Below are 25,229 nucleotides of genomic sequence, written 5' to 3'. Positions count from 1 at the left end.
TCTTCTTATCCGGAGGGGCGGTAAGCGCGTTCGCATTCGAGTTGGTTGGTGGCACCGCCTGGTCGGGCCAACACATCTTCGACAATTGGTTGCGGCGGGAAACGTCGGGTATTGGACGTCATAGCGGTGCCTATTCCGATTGATCGACTGCAGAGCTGATCGGCTGCAATACCGGGGTCTACCAGCGCTAAGACACAATCAGAGTTCGGATCGACGCCTGAATAATCGGTCGCGCCTCGGACAACTTCGCGGTCCACCTCGAAGAAATCGGCCCGGAGTTGCTCCGACGACCCTCGCGATGCTTTGCTGAATACTTGCCTAAGCAAATCCGGGTTGATCGAAGCCGGGATATTCGCCAATAGGCTGAGTCGCCATTCGGTACGGAAGTGACCAGACTTTTGCGGCGGCGCGACAATTGATTGTCGCCTCGTCGGTGAAAGGGTCGGGTCCTCAAACTCCATCCGACTCTGCCCGCCTTGGCGGCGTGTGAATGGACGACCGCGCCAGCGCAGCCGTTGTCGTTGCTTTGTCGGACGGCGGAGCGATGCAGCGTGAATGGCTGCAGTCTCGGCCGTCCGGTGATTGCTTGGAACTTCGGCGAAGGCCTGCCACGAGTGGTCCCGTGCCGGTTGTCGTCGGCAGAGACGAACAAGCTCTCGTTGTCATTGTCGACGGGTCGATCATCGGTGCTCCCACCCGCAAGTCGACATGCGTGAAATAGACCATACATAAGGTCATCCCACCGCGCGCCGCGTTAAGGCAAATTCTTAGAAGTGACCAGTGCGTTAGCTGCGCGTTAAGTCGCGATTGGTCACACGGCCCGGCAGAGAAGCCTCGTGCAGACGATGGAACGCCCCGCCTACCGCGCCTGGCCCTGAGAGGCCAGGAAACCCGCGACACCGCGGACCATGGCGTCGGCATACTTCTGCCGGCCCTCGGCGGACTCCATCAGCGCCGAGTCCGCGGGGTTCTTCATGTTGCCGCACTCGACCAGGATCGACGGGTACTGCGCCAGGTTCAGCCCGGCCAGGTCCGAGCGCCCGTACAGCCCGCTCTGGCCGATGTAGTTGGCCGGCGGGATCCCGGAGGCCTGCATCTGGTCGCGCATGATCCGCGCGTACTGCACCGACGGTCCGGCCTGCACCTGGTTCAGCGGCGGGGCCGAGTAGTTGACGTGAAATCCCCGGCCCGACGCCGGCCCGCCGTCGGCGTGGATGCTCAGGACCGCGTTGGGGTGCAGCGCGTTGGCCATGTTGGCGCGCTCGTCGACGCACGGTCCCAGCCCGGTGTCGTTGCCGCGCGCCAGGGCGGTCCGCACGCCCAGCGCGTTCAACTCCGCGCGGACCCGCAGCGCCGTGTCCCAGGTGAAGGTGTGTTCCGCATAGCCACTGTTGGTCGACGTCCCGCTCGCCTGGCAGTCCTTGGTGCCGCCGCGGCCGGTGGGCACCTGACGGCTGATGGAGGCGTCGTTGGAGCCGTTATGGCCGGGATCGATGAAAACCACCATGCCGGCGATGTTGGACGGGACCCCCCATGCGGTCGGGGCCGCGATCGGGGTGATCGCCGCCGAGGCAGCAACCAGCACACCGATGACCAACCTGATGCCGACACGCCTGCTCACTCGTAGGTCCACGGCGCAAAGGTAGCGTCGCGCGGTCTACGCTGGGGGTTTCGAATCGCCGGACACGCGCAGGCGAAACCAACTCGAGACCAAGATGCGAGGGGACTGTCATGCAACCCGGAGGCGACATGTCGGCGCTGCTGGCCCAGGCGCAGCAGATGCAGCAGAAGTTGATGGAAGCCCAGCAACAGCTCGCCAACGCCGAGGTGCACGGGCAGGCCGGCGGCGGGTTGGTCAAGGTGACGGTGAAAGGCAGCGGCGAGGTGGTCGCCGTGCGCATCGATCCCCAGGTCGTCGACCCCGCGGACGTCGAGACGCTGCAGGACCTGATCGTCGGGGCCATGGGCGACGCTTCCAAGCAGGTCACCCGCATGGCGCAGGAGCGGCTGGGCGCGCTGGCCGGCGGACTCGGCGGGCCACCGCCGGGCCAACCGCCGGCCCCGGCGCCGGAGCTCTAGCTCTTCCATCGACATGTTTGAAGGACCCGTCCAGGATTTGATCGACGAGCTCGGCAAGCTGCCGGGTATCGGGCCAAAGAGCGCCCAGCGTATCGCCTTCCACCTGTTGTCGGTCGAGCCGCCGGATATCGACCGGTTGACCGCGGCGCTGGGGAAGGTCCGCGACGGCGTGCGGTTCTGCGCGGTGTGCGGCAACGTCTCCGATAACGAGCGCTGCCGGATCTGTTCGGACCCCCGGCGCGACGGCTCGCTGGTGTGTGTCGTCGAGGAGCCCAAGGATGTGCAGGCCGTCGAGCGCACCCGCGAGTTCCGCGGCCGCTACCACGTGCTGGGCGGCGCGCTGGATCCGTTGTCCGGGGTGGGGCCCGATCAGCTGCGGATCCGCGAGCTGCTGAGCCGGATCGGGGAACGGGTCGACGGCGTCGACATCACCGAGGTGATCATCGCCACCGACCCCAACACCGAGGGGGAGGCGACCGCCACCTACCTGGTCCGCATGCTGCGCGACATCCCGGGCCTGACCGTGACGCGGATCGCGTCCGGGCTACCGATGGGGGGCGACTTGGAGTTCGCCGACGAACTGACGCTGGGCCGCGCGCTCGCCGGCCGCCGGGCGATGGTCTGACGCGCAGCGCGAGACATAAAGCATGGCGACGCCCGCCGGCGTGTCGCCGCAGCCATTTACGTGTCGCGGAAACGGGTCGCTGGGCGGGCGGCCGCGTCAGCGGGCGGCCAGTCGCTCCCGGCGCAACAACTCGACCTCCGGCAGCTCCAGCGGCGCCAGCTGCCCGACCACCCTGCTGAGCAGCAGGTCGGCCAGCTCGGGGTTGCGGGCCAGGCATGGCCCGTGCATGTAGGTGGCGACGACGCTGCCCTGCACCGCGCCGTCGTAGCCGTCGCCCGCCCGGTTGCCCGCGCCCTTGGTCACCGCGCCCAGCGGCGACGCGGCGGGGCCCAGAACGGTGCCGCCCCGGTGGTTCTCGAAACCGGTGAGCCGTTGGGTCAGCCCGGGCAGCAGCGGCTTGGTGATCAGCTCGCCGATGGTGCGGGCATCCTGCGGCGAGGTGGTCGCGTCGAGGAGGCCCACGCCGTCGACCCGTTCCCCCGCCGACGTCTCGTACCACTGCCCGAGCACCTGGACGGCGGCGCAGATCGCCAGCACGGGTGCGCCTCGGGCGGCGGCGCGTTGCAGGCCCGAATACTGAAGCAGGTGTTTGGTGGCCAACCGCTGCGCGTAGTCCTCCGCCCCGCCCAGGGTGTAGAGGTCCAGCGAGTCCGGCACCGGGTCGGCCAGCGTGATCTCGACGATCTCTGCGGCGATGCCCCGCAACCGCAATCGCTGGCGCAGCACCAGCGCGTTGCCGCCGTCGCCGTAGGTGCCCATCACGTCGGGCAGCACCAGCCCGATCCGCACGGTCGAATCAGCCATGGCGCGCCAGTGCCCGCTGCAGCTGGAGGAACGCGGTGTAGTTGGCGACGACCTCGACCCGCCCCGGCGGGCAGGACGCGATGGCTTCCACGGTGTCGTGCACGAGGGTGTGGTCGACGCCGGCATATTCGAGGCGCACCGCGAGGTCGGTGCCGCGTTCGCCTGCGGCGACCACCGCCGTCTGCTCGAAGTCCTCGAAGCGCACGTCCCACAGCCAGGACAGGTCTTCGCCGTCGGGCACCTGCCCGTTGACCGAGATGACCACCCCGGCCGCGTGCTTGTCGACCATGGACAGCGCCTCCTGCCAGCCGGCCGGATTTTTGGCCAGCAGGATCCGCGCCTCGTGGTCGCCGATGCGGACGGTCCGGTAGCGCCCGGCGACCTCGTCGACGCCCGACACGGCCGCCACCGCCTTCGAAGGATCCGCGCCCAGCGCGACGGCGGCGGCGACGGCCTGGGCGGCGTTGCCGCGGTTCACCGCGCCCGGCAGCGCCAACCGCATCGGCAGGGCCAGCCCGTCGGGCCCGTACAGGGTGTGGTCGTCGAACCACCATTGCGGGCTGGGGCGCTTGAAGTCGGCGCCGGTGGAATACCAGTGGCCCTTGTCGCGGACGATCACCTCGCCGCTGCGCGGGCAGCTGACCGAGTCGTTCGCCCACGACCCACCCGCGGCGACCCACACCACGTTCGGGCTGTCGTAGGCCGCCGATGTCATGAGCACGTCGTCGCAGTTGGCGACGACGACCGCCTTCGGGCGCCTGGCCAGCCCGGCCCGCAGCGTGCGTTCGATGACGTTGATCTCGCCGACCCGGTCCAGCTGGTCACGCGACAAGTTCAGCAGCACGACGACGGCGGGCTCGACGGCGTCCGAGACGTGCGGCACGTGCATTTCGTCGACTTCCAGGGCCGCGAGCGGCGCCTCGCGGTTCGCGGCCAGCGCGGCCACCAGGCCGGCGTCCATATTGGCGCCCTCGGCGTTGGTGGCCACCGGCCCTAGCGTGCCCAGAGCGGCAGCGGTCATCCGCGTGGTGGTCGACTTGCCGTTGGTGCCGGTCACGACGACGGTGCGCCGGCCGGCCGCGAGCTGACGCAGCACCGAGGGGTCCAGCGACATCGCGATCAGGCCGCCGATCATCGACCCGGCGCCGCGCCCGGTCACCCGCGATGCCCAGCGCGCGCTCGCTCCCGCGGCGAGGGCCAGGCGTGCACGGGTGGTGACCACCCGGGCAGATTACCGACCGACACGGCCGCGCAGCGACCCGGTGATGTCGGTCCAACGTGCCATCCTGACGACATGAACCGGGTGTCCTGGGGGCTGCCGGCGAGCGAGCCGGACGGGGGTTGGGCCGTCATCGACGTCGAGACGTCGGGTTTTCGGCCCGGTCAGGCGAGGGTCATCAGCCTGGCGGTGCTCGGCCTCGACGTCGACGGCCGCGTGGAGCAATCCGTTGTCAGCCTGCTCAACCCCGGCGTGGACCCCGGCCCAACCCACGTGCACGGCCTGACGGCGGCCATGCTGGAAGACCAGCCGCAATTCGCCGACGTCGTCGACGACGTGATCAAGGTGCTGGACGGCCGCACGCTGGTGGCCCACAACGTCGCGTTCGACTACGCGTTCCTTGCCGCGGAAGCCGAGCTTGCTGAGGCCGAACTGCCGATCGACTCCGTGATGTGCACCGTCGAGCTGGCCCGGCGGTTGGACCTCGGCATCGACAACCTGCGGTTGGAGACCCTCGCGGCGCACTGGGGCGTCACCCAGGAACGGCCGCACGACGCCTTCGACGACGCGCTGGTGCTGACCGGTGTACTGGCGTCGGCGCTCAAACGGGCGCGCGAGCGCGACATCTGGCTGCCGGTGCATCCGGTGACCCGGCGCCGGTGGCCGAACGGCCGCGTCACCCATGACGAGCTGCGCCCGTTGAAGGTGCTGGCGTCGCGGATGCCCTGCCCGTATCTCAACCCCGGGCCCTACGTGTCCGGCAGGCCGCTGGTGCAGGGCATGCGGGTGGCGCTGGCGGCCGAGGTCGGCCGCACCCACGAGGAACTGGTCGAGCGGATCCTGCACGCCGGGCTGGCCTACAGCGACACGGTCGACGGGGAGACTTCGCTGGTGGTCTGCAACGACCCGACGCCGGATCAGGGGAAGGGCTACCTGGCCAAACAGCTCGGGGTGCCGGTGATCTCCGACGCGCAATTCCTGGACTCCGTCCGCGCCGTCGTCGGCGGCACGAGCATGGAGGAGTTCGCCGACATCACCACGGTCGACCAGCAGCTCGCGCTGTTCTGAGCGAGGCTTGTACCACTACGTACGTAGTGGTATCGTCGCGGCATGAGTACCACTACCGATGTAGTACACAAGGGTTCGTGGTGGGCGTTCTACCGGCGCCACGGCTACTTCTTCCGACCGGCGGCCATGCTGACCATCTCGCTCGGATTCGCCCTGCATCTGTACCGCGTCATCTTCGGCGACGCCCACACCCTGCAGCACGCTGCGACGCTGACCAACGACAGGATCCTGCTCGTCCCGATGACGTATGCCGGCATCACCGGTGTCCTGGTATGGCGGCGCGTCCGGTTTTCCAACAACCGGCATCGGGCGCTGTTCACCGCATCGGTGGTCTACATCGCTGGCAGCGTGCCGCTCCACATCTACCTCGACTATGTGATCAAGGACCTGACGTTCGTCTCCCGGTTCCCGATGTGGTTCAGCTACCTGCTCTTGATCGTCGTCTATCCGGCGTTCCTGACGATGTTCTGGCGACTGCGCTTTCAGGACTGATGCCGTCCAACCCGGGGCGCCGCGCGCAGCTGCTCGACGCGGCGATCGACATCCTCGCCGACGTCGGCGTGGGGGGCCTGACGCATCGCGAGGTCGACGACCGGGCGGGCCTGCCCGCCGGCACCACCTCGAACTACTTCCGCACCCGCCAGGCCCTGCTCGAAGCCACGGCGGCCCGCACCGTCGAGCTGCATTGGCGGCGCGTCGAGGCGCTGAGGGCGGCGGTCGGGCCGCTCACCCGCGACGGCGTCAAAGCCCTTATGACGCGGGTGATCTCCGAGCCCGACGAACAGGCCCGGCGGTACACGCTGGCCCGGTTCGAGCTGTTCATGGAGGGCACGCGCCGGCCCGAACTGCGGCCGCTTCTGAAGGATCTGCAGGCGGCCGCGGTGAAGTCCGCCACGTTGATCTTCGAGGCGGCGGGCTATACGCCGGAGCCCGAGCAGATGGAGGAGTTGAGCCGCCTGCTCAACGGCTACGTGTTCAGCAACCTGACCATCGGGGGTGCCCCCGACGACCCCGCCGGCCTGGTGGAGCGACTGCTGCGCGCATTCTTCGACGCCCAGCGTTAATTCCGGGACGCGCGGTTGACCGCCGACACGACGGCGCGCAGCGATGCGGTGGTGATCGACGGCGCGATGCCGACGCCCCACACCGTGCGGCCGTTGACCGACGCCTCCACGTACGCGGCGGCCTGGGCGTCGTCGCCCGCGCTCATCGCATGCTCGGAGTAGTCGAGCACCGCGACATCGAACCCCACGTCACCCAGCGCGTGGACGAACGCCGCCAGGGGGCCGTTGCCGGCGCCGCTGACCTCGGTCTCCACCCCGTTGACCTTCACCGTCGCCGCGATCGTGGTGGTGCCGCTGTCTTCTTCCGACGCCTCGACCCGCTGTTTCATTCGCTCCAGCGGCCACACCGGGGCCAGGTACTCCTCGTAGAACGCGTCCCACATCTCCTTCGGGGAGACCTCGCCGCCCTCGCCCTCGGTGATCTTCTGGATCGCCTGCGAGAATTCGATCTGCAGCCGCCGCGGCAGCGCCAGGCCATGGTCGGACTTCATGATGTAGGCCACCCCGCCCTTGCCGGACTGCGAGTTGACCCGGATCACGGCCTCGTAGGTGCGCCCGACATCCTTGGGGTCGATCGGCAGATACGGCACCTGCCACAGCATGTCCTCGACGTCGGTGTCCGCGGCATCCGCGTCGACCTTCATCTGGTCCAGACCCTTGTTGATCGCGTCCTGATGGCTGCCGGAGAACGCGGTGTAGACCAGGTCCCCGCCGTAGGGGTGACGCTCGTGCACGGGCAGTTGGTTGCAGTACTCCACGGTGCGACGGATCTCGTCGATGTTGGAGAAGTCGATCTGGGGGTCGACGCCGCGGGAGAACAGGTTCAGCCCCAACGTCACCAGGCACACGTTGCCGGTGCGTTCGCCGTTGCCGAACAGGCAGCCCTCGATCCGGTCCGCGCCGGCGGCGAAGCCCAATTCGGCTGCGGCGACGGCCGTTCCGCGGTCGTTGTGCGGGTGCAGGCTCAAGATGACGGATTCCCGGTTGGCCAGATTACGGCTCATCCACTCGATCGAGTCGGCGTAGACGTTGGGCGTGGCCATCTCCACCGTGGCGGGCAGGTTGAAGATGATCGGGTTGTCCGGTGTGGGCGCGATGATCTCGCCGACGGCGTCGCACACCTGCCTGGCGTATTCCAGCTCGGTTCCGGTGTAGGACTCCGGCGAGTATTCGAAACGCCATTGCGTGCCGGGGTATTTGGCGGCCTCCTCGACGCACTTGCGGGCACCCTGGACCGCGATCTCCTGCACGGCGGCCCGGTCGGCGCGAAAAACCACGCGGCGCTGCAGGATTGACGTCGAGTTGTAGAAGTGCACGATGGCCCGCGGCGCGCCCTCGCACGCGGTGAAGGTGCGCTCGATGAGTTCGGGGCGGCACTGGGTCAGCACCTGGATGGTGACGTCGTCGGGAATGGCGCCGTCGGTGATGATCTCGCGGACGAAGTCGAAGTCGGTTTGACTGGCCGAGGGGAAACCGACCTCGATCTCCTTGTAACCCATGCGCACCAACAGATCGAACATGCGGCGCTTGCGGGTCGGGCTCATCGGGTCGATCAGCGCCTGGTTGCCGTCGCGCAGGTCCACCGCGCACCATAGCGGGGCGCTGTTGATGACGCGGTCGGGCCAGGTGCGGTCGGGCAGCCGGATGGGCTCGACCTCATCGGCGAAGGACCGGTACCGGTTGATTGGCATCGCCGAACCGCGCTGGGGATTCCAGGCGGGCTGGCCGGGCCCCGGCGGGCCGGCGGGTTTGGCGATCGATCGTGTCGACGTATAGGCGTCGGGATTGGAAGTCACGGTAGTTGCTCCGGGGGTGTCAGAAGGAACCTCAGACCGGCGCATCGCGAACACCCGCGACGGGAGGCCGGTCTGGATCAGACCCCGTCGCGGCGTCCGAGGAGGAGCACCCGCTGCACGTGGGCAACTCTACCGCGATTGGCGCGTGGGAGAAAATTGCGCGAAAGTCGTCGAGTGTGCGGCGACGGCTTTCCGTGTGCGTTCATGGCGGGAAAATCGCGAAAGTTTCGCCCTGAACGCACACGCAAGGCCCTGAGCTCACGCCGGATGCCTCGCCGAGAAAACCGCGGTGTGCAGGCACGTATTCTGTTCTGGACCTAAATGGCTGCGTGAAAGGGAGACAGTGGCGCTCGTCGTGCAAAAGTACGGCGGATCCTCGGTGGCCGATGCCGATCGGATTCGCCGTGTCGCCGAGCGCATCGTCGCGACCAAGAAGCAGGGAAACGACGTCGTCGTCGTGGTCTCGGCCATGGGCGACACCACCGACGACCTGATGGACCTGGCCCAGCAGGTGTGCCCGGCCCCGCCACCCCGGGAACTCGACATGCTGTTGACGGCGGGCGAGCGCATTTCCAACGCGCTGGTGGCCATGGCGATCGAATCGCTGGGCGCGGAGGCGCGCTCGTTCACCGGTTCGCAAGCCGGCGTCATTACCACCGGCACGCACGGCAACGCGAAGATCATCGAGGTGACCCCGGGACGGCTGCGGGACGCGCTCGACGAGGGCCGGATCGTCCTGGTCGCCGGATTCCAGGGCGTCAGCCAGGACACCCGCGACGTCACCACGCTGGGCCGCGGCGGTTCGGACACTACCGCCGTCGCCCTGGCCGCCGCACTGCACGCCGACGTCTGCGAGATCTACACCGACGTGGACGGCATCTTCACCGCGGACCCGCGGATCGTGCGCAACGCGCGCCGGTTGGACACGGTGACGTTCGAGGAAATGCTCGAGATGGCGGCCTGCGGCGCGAAGGTGCTGATGCTGCGCTGTGTGGAATACGCCCGCCGCTACAACATTCCGGTGCATGTCCGTTCGTCGTACTCGGACAAACCAGGCACCGTCGTCGTCGGATCGATCAAGGACATCGCCATGGAAGACCCCATCCTGACCGGAGTCGCGCACGACCGCAGCGAGGCGAAGGTGACCATCGTCGGCATACCCGACATCCCCGGCTATGCGGCCAGGGTGTTCCGGGCCGTCGCCGACGCCGACGTGAACATCGACATGGTGTTGCAGAACGTCTCCAAAGTGGAGGACGGCAAGACGGACATCACCTTCACCTGCTCGCGCGACAGCGGGCCTACGGCGGTGGCCAAGCTGGACGCGCTCAAGGACGAGATCGGCTTCACGCAGCTGCTCTACGACGACCACATCGGCAAGGTGTCGCTCATCGGCGCGGGCATGCGCAGCCACCCCGGTGTCACCGCGACCTTCTGTGAGGCCCTGGCGGAGGTCGGCGTCAACATCGAGCTGATCTCCACCTCCGAGATTCGCATCTCCGTGCTGTGCCGCGACACCGAACTAGACAAGGCCGTCGTGGCGTTGCACGAGGCGTTCGGACTCGGCGGCGACGAGTCGGCGACGGTGTATGCGGGGACGGGCAGGTAAATGGTTGCGATAGGCGTTGTAGGCGCCACCGGCCAGGTGGGCCAGGTGATGCGCAGGTTGCTCGAGGAGCGGGACTTCCCCGCAACGTCGGTGCGGTTTTTCGCGTCGGCCCGCTCGCAGGGCCGCAAGCTGGCATTCCGCGGCCAGGAGATCGAGGTCGAGGACGCCGCCAAGGCCGACCCGACCGGCCTGGACATCGCATTGTTCTCCGCCGGCAAGACCATGTCACTGGTGCAGGCGCCGCGGTTCGCCGCGGCCGGGGTGACGGTGATCGACAATTCGTCGGCCTGGCGCAAGGATCCCGACGTGCCGCTGGTGGTGTCGGAGGTGAATTTCGACCGGGACGCCCACCGCCGACCGAAGGGCATCATCGCCAACCCGAACTGCACCACGATGGCCGCGATGCCGGTGCTCAAGGTGCTGCACGACGAGGCCGAACTGGTGCGCCTGGTGGTCTCGAGCTACCAGGCGGTGTCCGGCAGCGGGCTGGCCGGGGTCGAGGAGCTGGCCACGCAGGCGCGCGCCGTTATCGACGGCGCCGAGCAGTTGGTGTACGACGGCTCCGCGGTCGAGTTCCCGGCGCCCAAGACGTACGTCGCGCCGATCGCCTTCAACGTGGTGCCGCTGGCCGGCTCGCTGGTGGACGACGGCTCCGGCGAGACCGACGAGGACCAGAAGCTGCGGCACGAGAGCCGCAAAATCCTCGGCATCCCCGAGCTGGCGGTGAGCGGGACCTGCGTGCGGGTGCCCGTGTTCACCGGGCACTCGCTGTCGATCAACGCCGAGTTCGCCCGCCCGCTCTCACCCGAGCGCGCCCGGCACCTGCTCGACGGCGCACCCGGGGTCAAAGTGGTCGACGTGCCGACCCCGCTGGCGGCCGCCGGCGTCGACGAGTCCCTGGTCGGCCGGATCCGGCAGGACCCGGGCGTGCCCGACGGGCGCGGCCTGGCCCTGTTCGTGTCGGGGGACAACCTGCGCAAGGGGGCGGCGCTGAACACCATCCAGATCGCCGAGCTGCTGGCCGCCCAGCTGTGAGAAGCGGGTGAGCACCGCCCCCACCCGACTGGTCGCGCGGTGCTCGCTTGCATTGACTCTGATTGCGCCACAATGGTTTTGGGTGGCTCACGCCGACCCGCCCGCGCCCGCCCCCGAGCCGATCGTGCAGCCGCTGGCGCCCGGTCAGGTGCTGCGGATCGGCCCGACCGCCGGCACCGGCACCCCGACCCGGGACTACGGCATCGGCGCGACCGACCTCTGCGAGTTCGTCGAGTTCCCCACCGAACTGCTACAGGTCTGCGGCGACAGCTTCGCCGGCCAGGGCGTCGGGTTCGGTGGCTGGTATTCGCCGATCGCGCTGCGCGTCGACACCGCGTCCGTCGACGACCCCGGTGGAGTCCGCTACACCGGCGTCACCGGAGTCAGCAAGCCCCTGCTGGCCGATCCCACACCGCCGGGCGATTCGCAGCTGCCCGCCGGCGTGATTCAGGTCAACCGACACAACTACTTGATGGTGACGACCACGAAAGACCTAGAGCCGCAGAGCTCACGGCTGGTATTGGCCGTACCGGAGCGCGCGGGCTGGCAGACGATTGCGGGGTCCCGGCGGGCCGCCTCCTACCAGGGCGGCTCGCAGACGCAGATAAGTGGCTACTACGACCCGATCCCCACCCCGGATTCGCCGACCGGCTGGGTGTACATCGTGGCCGACAGCTTCACCCGCAGGGACCCCGTCGTGCTGTATCGGGCCACCCCGCAAACGTTCATCGACCGGTCCAAATGGCAGGGCTGGGCGGCCGGGCCGGGCGGCGGCTGGGGCAAGCCGCCCACCCCGCTGTGGCCGGACGCGGTGGGCGAGATGTGCATTCGGCAAATCGATGGCAAGTCCGTGCTGTCCTACTTCAACTCCGTCACGGGCAACATGGAGGTCCGCGTCGCCAACGACCCGACGGCGTTGGGCGACGCGCCGGTCACCACGGTGGTGCAGCACGACGAGTGGCCCGAGCCCGCCGAGAGCCTGCCGCCGCCGTACGACAACCGGCTCGCGCAACCGTACGGCGGGTATATTTCCCCCGGCTCCACGCTCGATGAGCTGCGAATCTTCGTGAGCCAGTGGGACACTCGCGCCCGGGTGGCCGCGCCGTACCGGGTGATCCAGTTCGCCGTCAATCCGTTCAAGCCGGAGTAAACGCCGCGCCGCTCAGCTCACAGCTGCTACATAACTAGCGCAAAGCCGCAACTATTGTTAACGCCTTCATCATTTGTCTCATGAGTGAAACATCTGAAACCCCCTCCGTGCGGTCCTCCACCGCAACTGCGCCGACGCCATACCGGGCCCCGCGGGTATTCCAAATCGCCGCGTGGGTCGCCATCGTCGCCGGAATCGTGTTCATCGTCGCCGTCATCTTCTTCACCGGCTTCATCCTCGGCCACCGCGGTGGCCACCACGGCGGACATCACCACCACCACAAGCACCACGCGGCGTGGATGCACCAGCACCGCATGGGCGGCCCGGCCGGACCCGGCGCCGGCGGACCGGCCGGCGTCCAGCAGGGCGGACCGGGCGCGGCGACCCCCGGCGCCCCCGGCCCCAGCCAGATCCCGTCGTCGGTCGCCCCGTCCCGGACGCCGTGATCCTCACCCACTGACCGAACAACCAGCAGCCCGGTGCTCACCAGAGCGCCGGGCTGCGTGTCGTTGCGTCACCGGCAGCGCGCCGCGTCTGGATTCACAGCAAGTTTGTCGGCCGAACCTGTTACGTGCGATGGGCCTCTGGGCATCATTCAAGGCATGAGCGAGACACCCGAACCCTCGACCCCGCCGACCCCGCCGCCTCCCGCCGCCGCGGCCACCGCCCCGCCGCCGCCGGAGCGGGTGCGGCCGCCGCGGCTCTATTCCGCCGCCGCGTGGGTGATCATCGTCGCCGGCATCGTCTTCATCATCTCCACGGTGTTCTTCGCCGGCGCCTTCGTATACGGCCATTACCACCACTGCCACCACCACCACGGCCCGGTGTTCAGGCCGAGCGGCGGTGCCGGCGCCCCCGGACCGGGCGACGGGCGTTTCGGGCCCGGACCGGGCAACGGGCCGTGGGGCCCCGGACCGGGCGGGCCGTGGGGGCCCGGACCCGGCAACGGCCCGGGCGCTCACGGCGGCCCCGGGTTGATCGTGCCCATGCCGCCGGGCGGTCCGGGTGGACCCGGCGGGCCGGCCAGCGGACCCGGTCTGAGCGGCCCAGGTCAGCCGCCGGCGAGCGCGGTCAGCCCCGGCCCCACCGCGCCGACGCCGCGTCCGTAACGGAATTGGCGCGCAGGAACATTCGTCGCCCAAACATGGAGGCAGCCCCGCAAGCGAGGAGATAGCGACATGACGGAGAGTTTCACCACCACTGACGCCGGCATCGCTGCGCCCAGCGACGACCAGTCGTTGACGATCGGTCCCGACGGCCCGATTCTGCTGCAGGACCACTACCTGATCGAGCAGATGGCCCAGTTCAACCGGGAGCGGATCCCGGAGCGTCAGCCGCACGCCAAGGGCGGCGGCGCCTTCGGCACGTTCGAGGTCACCAACGACGTCAGCAAGTACACCAGGGCCGCCGTCTTTCAGCCCGGCACCAAGACGGACATGCTGGCCAGGTTCTCCACTGTCGCCGGCGAGCGCGGCAGCCCGGACACCTGGCGCGACCCGCGAGGTTTCGCGCTGAAGTTCTACACCAGCGAAGGCAATTTCGACCTGGTCGGCAATAACACACCGATCTTCTTCATGCGGGACCCGCTGAAATTCCAGCACTTCATCCGGTCCCAGAAGCGCATGCAGGCGACGAACTTGCGCGACCACAACATGCAGTGGGACTTCTGGACGCTCTCACCGGAATCCGCGCACCAGGTGACCTGGCTGATGGGCGACCGCGGTATTCCCAAGACGTGGCGGAACATGAACGGCTACAGCAGCCACACCTACAGCTGGATCAATGCCGCCGGCGAAATCTTCTGGGTGAAGTACCACTTCATCACCGACCAGGGCATCGACTTCCTGACCCAGGAGGACGCGGACCGGCTGGCCGGCGAGGACGGCGATTACCACCAGCGCGACCTCTACGAGGCGATCGAGGGCGGCAACCACCCCAGCTGGACGCTCAAGATGCAGATCATGCCGTACGAGGAGGCCCGGAACTACCGGTTCAACCCGTTCGACCTGACCAAGGTGTGGCCGCACGGCGACTACCCGTTGATCGACGTCGGCAAGATGACGCTGAACCGCAACGTCACCGATTACCACACCGAGATCGAGCAGGCGGCCTTCGAGCCGAACAACACCGTGCCGGGCACCGGACTGAGCCCCGACAAGATGCTGCAGGCCCGCGGGTTCTCCTACTCCGACGCGCATCGCGCCAGGCTGGGGACGAACTACCGGCAGATCCCCGTCAACACGCCGAAGGTGCAGGTGAACAGCTACTCGAAGGACGGCGCGATGCGGGTGAAGAACGTCTCCGACCCCGTCTACGCGCCCAACTCCTACGGCGGCCCGCACGCCGACCCGGCTCGCGCCGCCGAGGTGCGCTGGCACGCCGACGGCGACATGGTCCGCGCGGCCTACACGTTGCACGCCGAGGACGACGACTGGGGACAGGCCGGCACCATGGTGCGCGACGTCCTCGACGACGCGGCCCGGGACAGGTTGGAGCACAACATCATTGGACATGTCTCCAAGGGCGTCAAGGAGCCGGTGCTGTCGCGGGTGTTCCAGTACTGGCGCAACGTCGACCCCGACCTCGGCAAGAAGGTCGAAGAGGCCGTGCGGGCCAAATAACCGCGTCCAACGTCGAGTTGTCGGGCCTTTTGGACACCATTTGGCCCGACAACTCGACGTTCGCTACACGGCAGCCGCCCTGGCATGATCGAAAACCATGACCATGCGGATCTGGGCCGCGGTGGTGACCGTGGGTGCGGCGGTAGGGACGGCGCTGGGCGCGCCCGTTGCGGCGGCGCACCCGTCGGATCCGGGGGTGGTGAACTACGCGGTCCTGGGCAAAGGATCGGTGGGCAACATCGTCGGGGGCCCCATGGGTTGGGAATCGGTGTTCACCCAGCCGGTGCAGGGCGACTGGGTGGACGTTCCCGTGTGCAACAACTGGGCCGACATCGGGTTGCCGGAGGTGTACAACGACCCGGATCTGGCATCGTTCAACGGTGCCGTCACGCAGACGTCGGCCAACGACCAAACCCACTTCGTCAAGCAGGCGGTCGGGGTGTTTGCCACCAACGACGCCGCCGACCGCGCTTTCCATCGGGTGGTGGATCGAACGGTGGGCTGCTCCGGCCAGACCACCGCGATGCATCTGGACAACGGCGTTACGCAGGTGTGGTCGTTCGACGGCGGGCCGCCCGGTGCCGCCGATGCGAACTGGACCAAGCAGGAAGCCGGCACCGATCGGCGGTGCTTCAATCAAACCAGGCTGCGGGAAAACGTGTTGCTGCAGGCCAAGGTCTGCCAGTCTGGCAACGCCGGGCCGGCGGTCAACGTGCTGGCCGGGGCGATGCAGAACGCGCTGGGCCAGTGAGCCGGGTGCTGCGTCCGCTTGAAATCCGGCGAGGACGGGAATATGTCGGGGCCATCTGTTAGATGAAGTAGTGGCGGTTACCGTTGCCTTAGCCGGTTGGGGGAAGCGGTCCGCGGACGCACGTTCAGGCTTGCTCAGGCCCGAAGGGATAGTGATATGACGTTCGCCGCCATCACTACCGCCCGCTCCGAGCTGGGCAGCCCCGAGCTGGCCGATTCCAAATCCGCCGCGAGCTACATCGCCGACGGCTGCCTGGCGGATGCCCCCCTCGGGCGCGTGGGTCTGGAGCTGGAAGCCCACTGCCACGACGCGGCCGACCCGCACCGCAGGCCCGGCTGGGACGAGATCGCCGAGGTCCTGGCGCTCTTGCCGGAGTTGCCGGGCGGCAGCCGGATCACGGTGGAACCCGGCGGTGCGGTGGAGTTGTCCGGTCCGCCGGCCGACGGGGCGGTGGCCGCCATCGACGCGATGCGGCAAGACCAGGCCGTGCTGCGGTCGGCGTTCGCCGACGCCGGGCTGGGTCTGGTTTTCCTGGGGGCCGATCCCCTGCGCCCGCCCAAGCGCATCAACCCGGGCCCGCGATACCGCGCCATGGAGCAGTTCTTCGTGTCCAGCCGCTCGGGTGATGCGGGCTCGGCGATGATGACGTCCACCGCGTCCATTCAGGTCAACCTGGACGCCGGGCCGCGCGCCGGCTGGGCGGCGCGGGTGCGGCTCGCGCACGCGCTGGGCCCCACCATGATCGCGATAGCCGCGAACTCCCCGATGCTGCGTGGCGAGTTCACCGGGTGGGCCTCGACCCGCCAGCGGGTGTGGGGGCAGATGGACTCGGCGCGGTGCGGGCCCATCCTTGGGGTCAGCGGCGACGAACCGGGCACCGACTGGGCGCGCTACGCGCTCAAGGCCCCGGTGATGCTGGTGAACAACCCGGACGCCGTGCCGGTCACGCACTGGGTGCCCTTCGCCGACTGGGTCGACGGCCGGGCGCTCCTGGGTGATCGCCGTCCGACCGTGGCCGACCTGGAATACCACCTGACCACGCTGTTTCCGCCCGTGCGCCCGAGGCAGTGGCTTGAGATCCGCTATCTCGACAGCCTGCCGGACGACTTCTGGCCGGCCGTGGTCTTCACCCTGGCGGCGCTGCTCGACGACCCGGTCGCCGCCGACATCGCGGCCGAGGCGGTCGAGCCGGTGGCCACCGCCTGGGACACCGCGGCCCGATTGGGCCTGCGTGACCGGCGGCTGTACGCCGCGGCCATCAAGTGCGTGGCCGTCGCCGCCCGGCTGGCACCCCCCGAACTCGGCGATTCGATGCAGCGCCTCCTCGACGCGGTCGAGCGGGGCCGATGTCCCGGTGACGACTTCTCCGATCAGGTGATTCAGGACGGCATCGCGCCCACCGTGTCGCGACTGGCGCAAGGGGGGCCGTGACCTTAAGGGCAGGCCTTGCCGACGATTTGACGCGGGCGCGAGCACGGACGTTGCGGCTGGTCGACTTCGACGACGCCGAACTGTGCCGGCAGTACGACCCGCTGATGAGCCCGCTGGTGTGGGACCTCGCGCACATCGGTCAGCAGGAGGAGCTCTGGTTGCTGCGCGGCGGTGACCCCGCCCGGCCCGGCATGTTGCCACCCGCCGTCGAGGGCCTCTACGACGCCTTCGTGCACTCGCGCGCGAGCCGGGCCGACTTGCCGCTGCTGTCCCCGGACCGCGCGCGGTCGTATTGCCGGACGGTGCGGTCGGCCGCCCTCGATGCCCTGGACGCCCTGCCCGAGGACGCCGACGGCTTCGCGTTCGCGTTGGTGATCAGCCACGAGAACCAGCACGACGAAACCATGTTGCAGGCGTTGAACCTGCGCACCGGCGCCCCGCTGCTGCGCGACTCGGCGGCTTTGCCCCCCGGCCGGCCCGGGGTGGCCGGCACCTCGGTGCTGGTGCCCGCCGGCCCGTTCGTGCTGGGCGTGGACGCCGCGAGCGAGCCGTACTCGCTGGACAACGAGCGGCCCGCCCACGTCGTCGAGCTGCCGGCGTTCCGGATCGGCCGGGTGCCGGTCACCAACGGCGAATGGCGGCAATTCATCGAGGACGGCGGGTACCTGCAGCCGCGCTGGTGGTCCGAGCGCGGCTGGGAGCACCGCCGGCGCGCGGGCCTGACCGCCCCGCAGTTCTGGAGCCCCGACGGGCGCACGCGCACCCGGTTCGGCCACGTCGAAGACATTCCCGCCGACGAACCGGTGCAGCATGTCACCTACTTCGAGGCCGAGGCCTACGCGGCCTGGGCCGGCGCGCGGCTGCCAACCGAGATGGAGTGGGAGAAGGCCTGCGCGTGGGATCCCGCCACCGAGAGCCGGCGCCGCTACCCGTGGGGCGCGCAGCCGCCCTCCGATGCCCTCGTTAATCTGGGTGGAACGGCGTTGCGCCCGGCGCCCGTCGGGGCCTACCCGGCCGGAGCCTCGGCGTACGGGGCGGAGCAGATGCTCGGCGACGTGTGGGAGTGGACCGCCTCGCCGCTGCGGCCCTGGCCCGGTTTCGCCCCGATGATCTACGAGCGCTACTCGCAACCGTTCTTCGAGGGCGACTACCGCGTGTTGCGCGGGGGCTCGTGGGCCGTGGAGCCCACCATCCTGCGGCCGAGCTTCCGCAACTGGGACCATCCGATCCGGCGCCAGATCTTCTCGGGTGTCCGGTTGGCTTGGGACGCAGAGGATTTCGCCTGATGTGCCGTCACCTGGGCTGGCTAGGGGCCGACGTCACCGTCTCCTCGCTGGTGCTGGACCCGCCGTATGGCCTGCGGGTGCAGTCGTACGCACCCCGCCGGCAGAAGCACTGCCTGCTCAACGCCGACGGTTGGGGCGTAGGCTTTTTCGATCACTCTGCGCAAGGCGTTGTGCCGCGCCGCTGGCGCAGCCAGGCGCCGTTGTGGGGTGACGTGTCGTTCGAGTCCATCGCGCCGGCGCTGCGCAGCCGCTGCGTGGTGGCCGCCGTGCGCTCGGCGACGGTCGGCATGCCCATCGACGTCAGCGCGACGGCACCGTTCACCGACGGCCAGTGGTTGTTGTCGCACAACGGGGTGGTCGACCGTGCCGTGTTGCCCGCGACGTCGCAGGCCGAATCCGTCTGTGACAGCGCGTTGCTCGCGGCCGTCATCTTCGAACGCGGCCTCGATGCGCTCGGCGAGACCATCACCGAGATAGCGGCGGCGGACCCGAATGCCCGGCTGAACATCTTGGCCGCCAACGGTTCTCGCCTGGTGGCGACTACCTGGGGGGACACCCTTTCCGTCCTGCGCCGCGCGGACGGTGTCGTGCTGGCCAGCGAGCCCTACGACAACGACTCCGACTGGGAGGACGTGCCGGACCGCCACCTCGTCGAGGTCACCGCGACGGGCGTCGCGCTGACCCCGCTGGATCGCTCGGAAGGTTATCGATGACGCTGACACTGGCAAACCACCTCGCCGCCGACTCCGCGTACCAGGCGTTGCGACGCGATGTGTTCGACGGCTTGCAACAGACGCCGAAATCGTTGCCGCCCAAGTGGTTCTACGATTCGCTGGGCAGTCATCTGTTCGATCAGATCACCCGGTTGCCCGAGTACTACCCGACCCGTGCCGAGGCCGAGATCCTGCGCGCGCGGTCGGCCGAGGTCGCGGCGGCCAGCGAGGCCGACACCCTGGTGGAGTTGGGCAGCGGGACGTCGGAGAAGACGCGGCTGCTGCTCGACGCGCTGCGCGAGCGCGGATCGCTGCGCAGGTTTGTTCCGTTCGACGTCGACGCCGGCATCCTGTCCACGGCCGCGGCGGCCATCCAGCGGGAATACGACGGCGTCGAAATCAACGCCGTCTGCGGCGATTTCGAGGAACACCTGACCGAGATCCCCGCCGGTGGGCGACGCCTGTTCGTGTTCCTGGGCTCGACGATCGGCAACCTGACCCCGGGACCGCGCGCGGAGTTCCTCTCGAGCCTGTCCGCGCAGATGCGGTCGGGGGACAGCCTGCTGCTGGGCACGGATCTGGTCAAAGACACCGGCCGGCTGGTGCGGGCCTACGACGACTCGGCCGGCGTGACGGCGGCGTTCAACCGCAACGTGCTGGCGGTGATCAACCGGCAGCTCGACGCCGATTTCGACGTCGAGGCCTTCCAGCACGTGGCCCGCTGGAACGCCGAAGAGGAACGCATCGAGATGTGGTTGCGCGCCGGCCGTGGCCAGCGGGTGCGCGTCGACGCGCTGGACCTGACCGTCGATTTCGCGGCCGGCGAGGAGATGCTCACCGAGGTGTCGTGCAAGTTCCGCCCGGACGGGGTGAGCACCGAATTGGCCGACGTGGGACTGCGTCCCACCCGGTGGTGGACGGACGCCGCGGGGGATTTCGGGTTGTCGTTGGCCGTGAAGTGACCGCCTGCGGTTCGCTGGCGGAGCGCTGGCGGGCGGCCCGCCTGCCAGCGGCCGGGCTGCACCTGGACAGCGCCGCCTGTTCGCGGCAGAGCCTCGCGGTGATCGATGCCGCCACCCAGCACGCGCGCAACGAATCCGAGGTCGGCGGCTACGTCGCGGCCGAGGCGGCCGCGCCCACGCTGGACGCCGGACGCGCCGCCTTCGCCGCGCTGGCCGGCATGCCCGACGCCGAGGTGGTGTTCACCACCGGCTCCCTGAACGCGCTGGATCTGCTGCTCGGCGCGTGGCCGGCGGACCGCCGCAGGGTGGCGTGCCTGCCCGGCGAGTACGGCCCCAACCTGGCGATGCTGGCCGCCCATGGCTTCGACCGTCAGCTGCTGCCCGCGCTGGAGGATGGCCGGGTGGCGCTCGACGACGCGGCCCTGCAGCTCGAGGCCGACCCGCCCGATCTGGTCCACCTGACCGCGGTCGGCAGCCACAGCGGTGTGGTGCAGCCGTTGTCGATGGTGGCGCAGCTGTGCCGCGAGTTGGGCTTGCCGCTCGTCGTCGACGCCGCCCAGGCGCTGGGCCAGGTGGACTGCGCCGTCGGCGCCGACGTGACCTATGGGTCGTCGCGCAAGTGGATCGCGGGGCCGCGCGGCGTCGGGGCGCTGGCGGCGCGCCGCGAGCTGATGGAGCGCTTGCGGCCAAGGCTGGCGGCGCCGGACTGGCTCGCGGGGTCGTTCACGGTGGCGCAGCAACTCGAATTCGGCGAGGCCAATACCGCCGCGCGCGTTGGCTTTTCGCTGGCGCTCGGGGAGCATCTGGCGTACGGGCCGCAAGCGGTGCGGGCCGGGTTGGCCGAGCTGGGCGCCACCAGCCGCCGGGTGCTGGCCGACGTGGCCGGCTGGGCCGTGGTCGAAGAGGTCGAGGAGCCCAGCGCCATCACCACCCTGGCCCCGGTCGACGGGGCCGACCCGCAAGCCGTGCGGTCGTGGCTGCTCGCCGAGCAGCGGATCCTCACCACCTTCGTCGGTGTGCGGCGGGCGCCCCTGGAGCTGGCTGGGCCGAGGCTGCGGATCTCGCCGCACGTCGACACCACGGCCGACGATCTGGAGACCTTCGCCGAGGCGCTGATCGCCGCGACGGCGGCGACATCGGCTTGATCGCTAGCCCGCTTTGTGCGCCGTCAGCAGGTAGGCGGGCATCTTCACCCGGCCCTTCTCGTCGCGCTCATGCGTCGGGAATTCGAAAGGCGCGTCGGGAATCTCGACGGCGTTCGACAGGATGAAGGCCGGCCGGATCTCGTCGACCTCCCAATACTTGCTCACCGCGGCGCGAAGCTCGTCCTCGTCGACCTCGTTGGGCTTCGGTTCCATCTCGGCGGGGAAGGCGCCCTTGGCGAACACCAGCACGAACAAGCTGGCGCCCGGAGCGGCCGCGCGGTGGATGGAACTCAGGTAGCCGTCGCGGCCCTCGACCGGCAGCGAGTGAAACAGCGTGGAATCGACGACGGTGGAGAACCGGCCGTCATAACCGGTGAACGACGTGATGTCGGCCTGAACGAAGCTGGCCGTGGTCAAGCCGCGCTCCCGGGCGGCCTTGGCCGCCGCGGCGACGGCGGTCGGCGTCAGGTCGACACCGACCACCGTGTAGCCCTGGGCGGCGAGCGCCAACGACAGCTCGGCGAACCCGCACCCGGCGTCCAGCACGTCGCCGCGGAACATCCCCGCCGCGGCCAATGCGGCCAGCTCCGGCTGCGGCTCACCGATGTTCCACGGCGGCGGACCCGCGAAGTGCGCCTGCTCGCGGTATGCGCCGTCCCAGTCCATAACCTGATCGTCCGTCATGGTTGGCAACGTACCCCGCGGTCAGGAGTCCCAGGTGTGCACCGGCTCGTTGGCGTGCATGTGTTCGCAGTACCGGCGCAGCATCTCGGCCAACGCCGCCGGCCGGGTCATTCCCCCGTCTTCCAGCGCGCGCACGGTGGACACCTGCCAGGTGGCGCCGTTGCGGCCCGTCCGGGCGCGTCCCTCGATGACCCCGAGGAAGCGGTCCCGCACGTCCGCGTCCGCGCCCCAGCGGCGCAGTCCCGCGTCGGCGATCGGCAGCAGCGTGTCCAGCACCAGCTCGGTCGCCCGCACGTGGCCCCGACCCGGCCAGTGCAGCCGGGCGCCGATGCCGCTTCGCGCCGCCTCGAGGAAATTCGCTTGTGCCACAGCGAAATCCATGTCGGCACACAGGGGGTTGTCGTCCTCGGACAGGCTGCGCAGCAGGCCGTAGAAGAACGCGGAATTGGCCAGCATGTCCACCACGGTCGGCCCGGCCGGCAACACCCGGTTCTCCAGCCGCAGGTGCGGGCGCCCGTCGACCACGTCGTAGACCGGCCGGTTCCACCGGTACACGGTTCCGCTGTGCAGCCGCAACTCGGACAGCTGCGGCGCCCGCCCGGCGGCCAGCTCGGCGACCGGGTCCTCGTCGGACACCTCGGGCAGCAGGGACGGGAAGTAGCGGATGTTCTCTTGGTAGAGGTCGAGGACCGAGGTGATCCACCCTTCGCCGAACCACACCCGCGGCCGCACGCCCTGGGACTTCAGCTCCTCGGGCCGGGTGTCGGTGGACTGCGTGAACAGCTCGATGCGGGTTTCGGACCACAGCTGGTGGCCGAAGAAGTATGGCGAGTTCGCGCCCAGCGCCAGCTGCGGCCCGGCCACCACCTGGGCTGCGTTCCAGTTGGCGGCGAACGCTTCCGGGGCCAGCTGGAGGTGCAATTGGATGCTGGTGCAAGCGGATTCGGGGGCTATCGACACGGCCTGCCAGCTCAGCGGTTCGGGGCCGGAGATGTTGATCGGGATGTCCTCGCCGCGGGCGGTGAAGATCGACTCGTTGAGCGCCGCGTATCGCCTCGAGTCGCTCATCCAGCCGGTGGCCAGGTGTTCGGGCATCAGCGTGGGCAGGATCCCGATCATGACGATGTGGGCCCCACCCGCGCTGGCCTTGATCTCGGCGACGTTCAGGCTGGCCCGCACCTCGCCCTCCAGGTCCAGGGTGGTGTGTCCGGGCAGGGCGTGGGGTGGCACGTTGAATTCGATGTTGTAGGCGCCCAATTCCGGCTGGAAAGCCGGATCGGCGATGGCGTCCAGCACATCGCGGTTCGCCATCGCGGGCTGATAGTCGGCGTCGACGAGGTTGCACTCGATCTCCATGCCGGTGAGTGGCTTATCCGACTCGAAGCGCGACTGCGCCAGCATCGTCTCGAAGACGTCCAGGCACAACTGGAGCTTGCGGCCGTATTCCCGCCGATCTGCGCTGTTGTACGTGGTGCGCTTGACCTCTTCGCCCACACCGCCGATGGAACAGGGTCACCGCCGGTAACGCAAGCTACGCGGTGAGCTTGTCGAGTTCACCCAGACCGTGATGGACTCCTGACGAGTCCGATCACGGGTAAAGGAGAGCAGTTGGCCGGGTCCGCTGAGTTTGTAGCCGCCATCGACCAGGGAACCACCAGCACTCGCTGCATGATCTTCGATCACGACGGTGCCGAAGTGGCTCGCCATCAGCTCGAGCACGAACAGATCCTGCCCCGCGCCGGCTGGGTCGAGCACGACCCGGTCGAAATCTGGGAGCGCACCTCGTCGGTGCTGATGTCGGTGCTCAACCGAGCCAATCTGGCCGCGAATAACATTGCGGCGCTGGGCATCACGAATCAGCGGGAAACCACGCTGGTGTGGAATCGGCGCACGGGGCGGCCCTATTACAACGCGATCGTCTGGCAGGACACCCGCACCGATCGGATCGCATCGGCGCTGCAACGCGACGGACGCGGCGAGGTGATCCGCCGCAAGGCGGGCCTGCCGCCGGCGACGTACTTCTCCGGTGGCAAATTGCAGTGGATCTTGGAGAACGTCGACGGGGTGCGAGAGGCCGCCGAGAGCGGCGACGCGCTGTTCGGCACCGCGGACACCTGGGTGCTGTGGAATCTGACCGGAGGCCCGCGCGGCGGCGTGCACGTCACCGACGTGACCAACGCCAGCCGGACCATGCTGATGGACCTGCAGACCCTGGACTGGGACGACGAGCTGTTGTCGTTCTTTGCGATTCCGCGTGCGATGCTGCCGGCGATCGCCCCGTCGTCATCGCCGCAGCCGTACGGCGTCTGCGCCCAGGCCGGGCCGATCGGCGGCGAGGTGCCCGTCACCGGGATGCTCGGTGACCAGCACGCGGCGATGGTGGGGCAGGTGTGTCTGTCGCAGGGCGAGGCGAAAAACACCTATGGCACCGGAAACTTCCTGCTGCTCAACACCGGCGAGACCATGGTGCGCTCGAACAACGGGCTGCTGACCACCGTCTGTTACCAATTCGGCGACGCCAAACCCGTTTACGCGCTTGAGGGTTCGATAGCGGTCACCGGCGCCGCGGTGCAGTGGCTGCGCGACCAGTTGGGCATCATCAGCGGTGCCGCGCAAAGCGAGTCGCTGGCGCGCCAGGTCGCCGACAACGGCGGAGTCTATTTCGTCCCGGCGTTTTCCGGCCTGTTCGCGCCCTACTGGCGATCCGACGCCCGCGGCGCGATCGTGGGGTTGTCCCGGTTCAACACCAACGCGCACCTGGCCCGCGCGACGCTTGAGGCGATCTGCTACCAGAGCCGCGACGTGGTGGACGCGATGGCGGCGGATTCCGGTGTGCGCCTTGAGGTGTTGAAGGTGGACGGCGGCATCACCGCCAACGACCTGTGCATGCAGATCCAGGCCGACGTGCTGGGCGTGGACGTGGTGCGGCCGGTGGTCGCCGAAACGACCGCGCTGGGCGCGGCCTACGCGGCCGGTTTGGCGGTGGGGTTCTGGGCCGATCCGTCCGACCTGCGGGCCAACTGGCGCGAGGACAAGCGCTGGACGCCGGCCTGGACCGACGAGCAGCGCGCGGCCGGATACGCGGGTTGGCAAAAGGCGGTGCAGCGGACCCTGGACTGGGTCGACGTGACCTAGCTTCCCGGTGCCGCGAGCGTCCGTGTTTGTACACCGACACGCCGGGGCGGGG

General features: G+C 69.0%; 25 protein-coding genes. 18 read left to right on the top strand and 7 right to left on the bottom strand.

Annotated features, from left to right (window positions below; genetic code table 11):
• Positions 1-5: 5 nt before the first annotated feature.
• The gene (locus KXD96_RS01890; RefSeq protein ID WP_260742604.1) at positions 6-461 is read right to left on the bottom strand and encodes a hypothetical protein; all 456 of its coding nucleotides are present in this window, start codon (positions 459-461) and stop codon (positions 6-8) included.
• Between the two features lie 398 nt (positions 462-859).
• Positions 860-1,633, bottom strand: a complete 774-nt coding sequence (locus tag KXD96_RS01885; RefSeq protein WP_260742603.1) for an Rv3717 family N-acetylmuramoyl-L-alanine amidase — start codon at positions 1,631-1,633, stop codon at positions 860-862.
• Between the two features lie 98 nt (positions 1,634-1,731).
• Here KXD96_RS01885 and KXD96_RS01880 point away from each other — a divergent pair, with 98 nt between their 5' ends.
• Together KXD96_RS01880 and recR are read left to right on the top strand one after the other, a co-directional pair.
• A complete protein-coding gene (locus KXD96_RS01880; protein WP_260742602.1) occupies positions 1,732-2,079 on the top strand; it encodes a YbaB/EbfC family nucleoid-associated protein in 348 nt (115 codons plus the stop codon).
• A 13-nt stretch (positions 2,080-2,092) separates the two neighbouring features.
• Positions 2,093-2,704, top strand: coding sequence for a recombination mediator RecR (gene recR / locus KXD96_RS01875; RefSeq protein WP_260742601.1), 612 nt, complete (start codon positions 2,093-2,095; stop codon positions 2,702-2,704).
• 96 nt (positions 2,705-2,800) lie between these two features.
• On the opposite strand, the gene KXD96_RS01870 is transcribed toward recR, so the two are convergent.
• Positions 2,801-3,508: a type 1 glutamine amidotransferase gene (locus KXD96_RS01870; RefSeq protein WP_260742600.1), complete on the bottom strand. Its 708-nt coding sequence runs from the start codon at positions 3,506-3,508 to the stop codon at positions 2,801-2,803.
• Positions 3,501-4,730, bottom strand: coding sequence for a Mur ligase family protein (locus tag KXD96_RS01865; RefSeq protein WP_260742599.1), 1,230 nt, complete (start codon positions 4,728-4,730; stop codon positions 3,501-3,503). Before KXD96_RS01865 ends, KXD96_RS01870 begins: the two co-directional genes overlap by 8 nt.
• A 72-nt stretch (positions 4,731-4,802) precedes the next feature.
• Between KXD96_RS01865 and KXD96_RS01860 the strand changes: the two genes are divergently transcribed.
• From KXD96_RS01860 to KXD96_RS01850, 3 genes are read left to right on the top strand one after another with little or no spacing between them, the layout of a single operon-like run.
• Complete coding sequence (locus KXD96_RS01860; protein WP_260742598.1) at positions 4,803-5,795, top strand: DEDDh family exonuclease; 993 nt, start codon at positions 4,803-4,805, stop codon at positions 5,793-5,795.
• 42 nt (positions 5,796-5,837) lie between these two features.
• Positions 5,838-6,287 (top strand): hypothetical protein, encoded by a 450-nt coding sequence (locus tag KXD96_RS01855; RefSeq protein WP_260742597.1) that lies wholly within the window; start codon positions 5,838-5,840, stop codon positions 6,285-6,287.
• Positions 6,287-6,859 carry a TetR/AcrR family transcriptional regulator gene (locus tag KXD96_RS01850; protein ID WP_260742596.1) on the top strand — a complete coding sequence of 191 codons (573 nt, stop codon included), beginning with the start codon at positions 6,287-6,289 and terminating at the stop codon, positions 6,857-6,859. The genes KXD96_RS01855 and KXD96_RS01850 overlap by 1 nt, the downstream gene beginning before the upstream one ends.
• Here the strand turns inward: KXD96_RS01850 and leuA are convergent.
• Positions 6,856-8,700: a 2-isopropylmalate synthase gene (gene leuA, locus KXD96_RS01845; RefSeq protein ID WP_260742595.1), complete on the bottom strand. Its 1,845-nt coding sequence runs from the start codon at positions 8,698-8,700 to the stop codon at positions 6,856-6,858. The two genes, KXD96_RS01850 and leuA, sit on opposite strands and share 4 nt — an antisense overlap.
• 298 nt (positions 8,701-8,998) lie before the next feature.
• Here leuA and KXD96_RS01840 point away from each other — a divergent pair, with 298 nt between their 5' ends.
• From KXD96_RS01840 to egtE, 12 genes are all read left to right on the top strand, one after another.
• On the top strand, positions 8,999-10,264 hold the full coding sequence (locus KXD96_RS01840) for an aspartate kinase (RefSeq protein WP_260742594.1): 1,266 nt from the start codon (positions 8,999-9,001) through the stop codon (positions 10,262-10,264).
• The gene (locus KXD96_RS01835) at positions 10,265-11,299 is read left to right on the top strand and encodes an aspartate-semialdehyde dehydrogenase (RefSeq protein ID WP_260742593.1); all 1,035 of its coding nucleotides are present in this window, start codon (positions 10,265-10,267) and stop codon (positions 11,297-11,299) included.
• Between the two features lie 7 nt (positions 11,300-11,306).
• Positions 11,307-12,449, top strand: a complete 1,143-nt coding sequence (locus KXD96_RS01830; RefSeq protein ID WP_260742592.1) for a DUF4185 domain-containing protein — start codon at positions 11,307-11,309, stop codon at positions 12,447-12,449.
• Between the two features lie 80 nt (positions 12,450-12,529).
• Complete coding sequence (locus tag KXD96_RS01825) at positions 12,530-12,895, top strand: hypothetical protein (protein ID WP_260742591.1); 366 nt, start codon at positions 12,530-12,532, stop codon at positions 12,893-12,895.
• A gap of 156 nt (positions 12,896-13,051) precedes the next feature.
• A complete protein-coding gene (locus KXD96_RS01820; protein WP_260742590.1) occupies positions 13,052-13,558 on the top strand; it encodes a hypothetical protein in 507 nt (168 codons plus the stop codon).
• A 69-nt stretch (positions 13,559-13,627) separates the two neighbouring features.
• Complete coding sequence (locus tag KXD96_RS01815; RefSeq protein ID WP_260742589.1) at positions 13,628-15,070, top strand: catalase; 1,443 nt, start codon at positions 13,628-13,630, stop codon at positions 15,068-15,070.
• Positions 15,071-15,173: 103 nt separating this feature from the next.
• Positions 15,174-15,821 (top strand): sensor domain-containing protein, encoded by a 648-nt coding sequence (locus KXD96_RS01810; protein ID WP_260745588.1) that lies wholly within the window; start codon positions 15,174-15,176, stop codon positions 15,819-15,821.
• 156 nt (positions 15,822-15,977) lie between these two features.
• Positions 15,978-17,252, top strand: a complete 1,275-nt coding sequence (gene egtA / locus KXD96_RS01805; RefSeq protein WP_260742588.1) for an ergothioneine biosynthesis glutamate--cysteine ligase EgtA — start codon at positions 15,978-15,980, stop codon at positions 17,250-17,252.
• A complete protein-coding gene (egtB, locus tag KXD96_RS01800) occupies positions 17,249-18,538 on the top strand; it encodes an ergothioneine biosynthesis protein EgtB (protein WP_260742587.1) in 1,290 nt (429 codons plus the stop codon). The genes egtA and egtB overlap by 4 nt, the downstream gene beginning before the upstream one ends.
• On the top strand, positions 18,538-19,251 hold the full coding sequence (gene egtC, locus KXD96_RS01795) for an ergothioneine biosynthesis protein EgtC (protein ID WP_260742586.1): 714 nt from the start codon (positions 18,538-18,540) through the stop codon (positions 19,249-19,251). Before egtB ends, egtC begins: the two co-directional genes overlap by 1 nt.
• Positions 19,248-20,213 carry an L-histidine N(alpha)-methyltransferase gene (gene egtD / locus KXD96_RS01790; RefSeq protein ID WP_260742585.1) on the top strand — a complete coding sequence of 322 codons (966 nt, stop codon included), beginning with the start codon at positions 19,248-19,250 and terminating at the stop codon, positions 20,211-20,213. The genes egtC and egtD overlap by 4 nt, the downstream gene beginning before the upstream one ends.
• Complete coding sequence (egtE, locus tag KXD96_RS01785; protein WP_260742584.1) at positions 20,210-21,358, top strand: ergothioneine biosynthesis PLP-dependent enzyme EgtE; 1,149 nt, start codon at positions 20,210-20,212, stop codon at positions 21,356-21,358. Before egtD ends, egtE begins: the two co-directional genes overlap by 4 nt.
• Before the next feature lie 3 nt (positions 21,359-21,361).
• Here the strand turns inward: egtE and KXD96_RS01780 are convergent, their stop codons facing one another.
• On the bottom strand, positions 21,362-22,042 hold the full coding sequence (locus KXD96_RS01780) for a class I SAM-dependent methyltransferase (protein WP_260742583.1): 681 nt from the start codon (positions 22,040-22,042) through the stop codon (positions 21,362-21,364).
• Positions 22,043-22,063: 21 nt separating this feature from the next.
• Positions 22,064-23,536: a glutamate--cysteine ligase gene (locus KXD96_RS01775; protein WP_260742582.1), complete on the bottom strand. Its 1,473-nt coding sequence runs from the start codon at positions 23,534-23,536 to the stop codon at positions 22,064-22,066.
• Between the two features lie 114 nt (positions 23,537-23,650).
• Between KXD96_RS01775 and glpK the strand changes: the two genes are divergently transcribed.
• On the top strand, positions 23,651-25,177 hold the full coding sequence (gene glpK / locus KXD96_RS01770; protein ID WP_260742581.1) for a glycerol kinase GlpK: 1,527 nt from the start codon (positions 23,651-23,653) through the stop codon (positions 25,175-25,177).
• Positions 25,178-25,229: the final 52 nt, after the last annotated feature.

The organism is Mycobacterium sp. SMC-2, from assembly GCF_025263485.1.
GTDB lineage: Bacteria > Actinomycetota > Actinomycetes > Mycobacteriales > Mycobacteriaceae > Mycobacterium.
The sequence above is the reverse complement of the archived record's forward strand: the minus strand, read 5'-3'. Positions and strand labels throughout refer to the sequence as shown.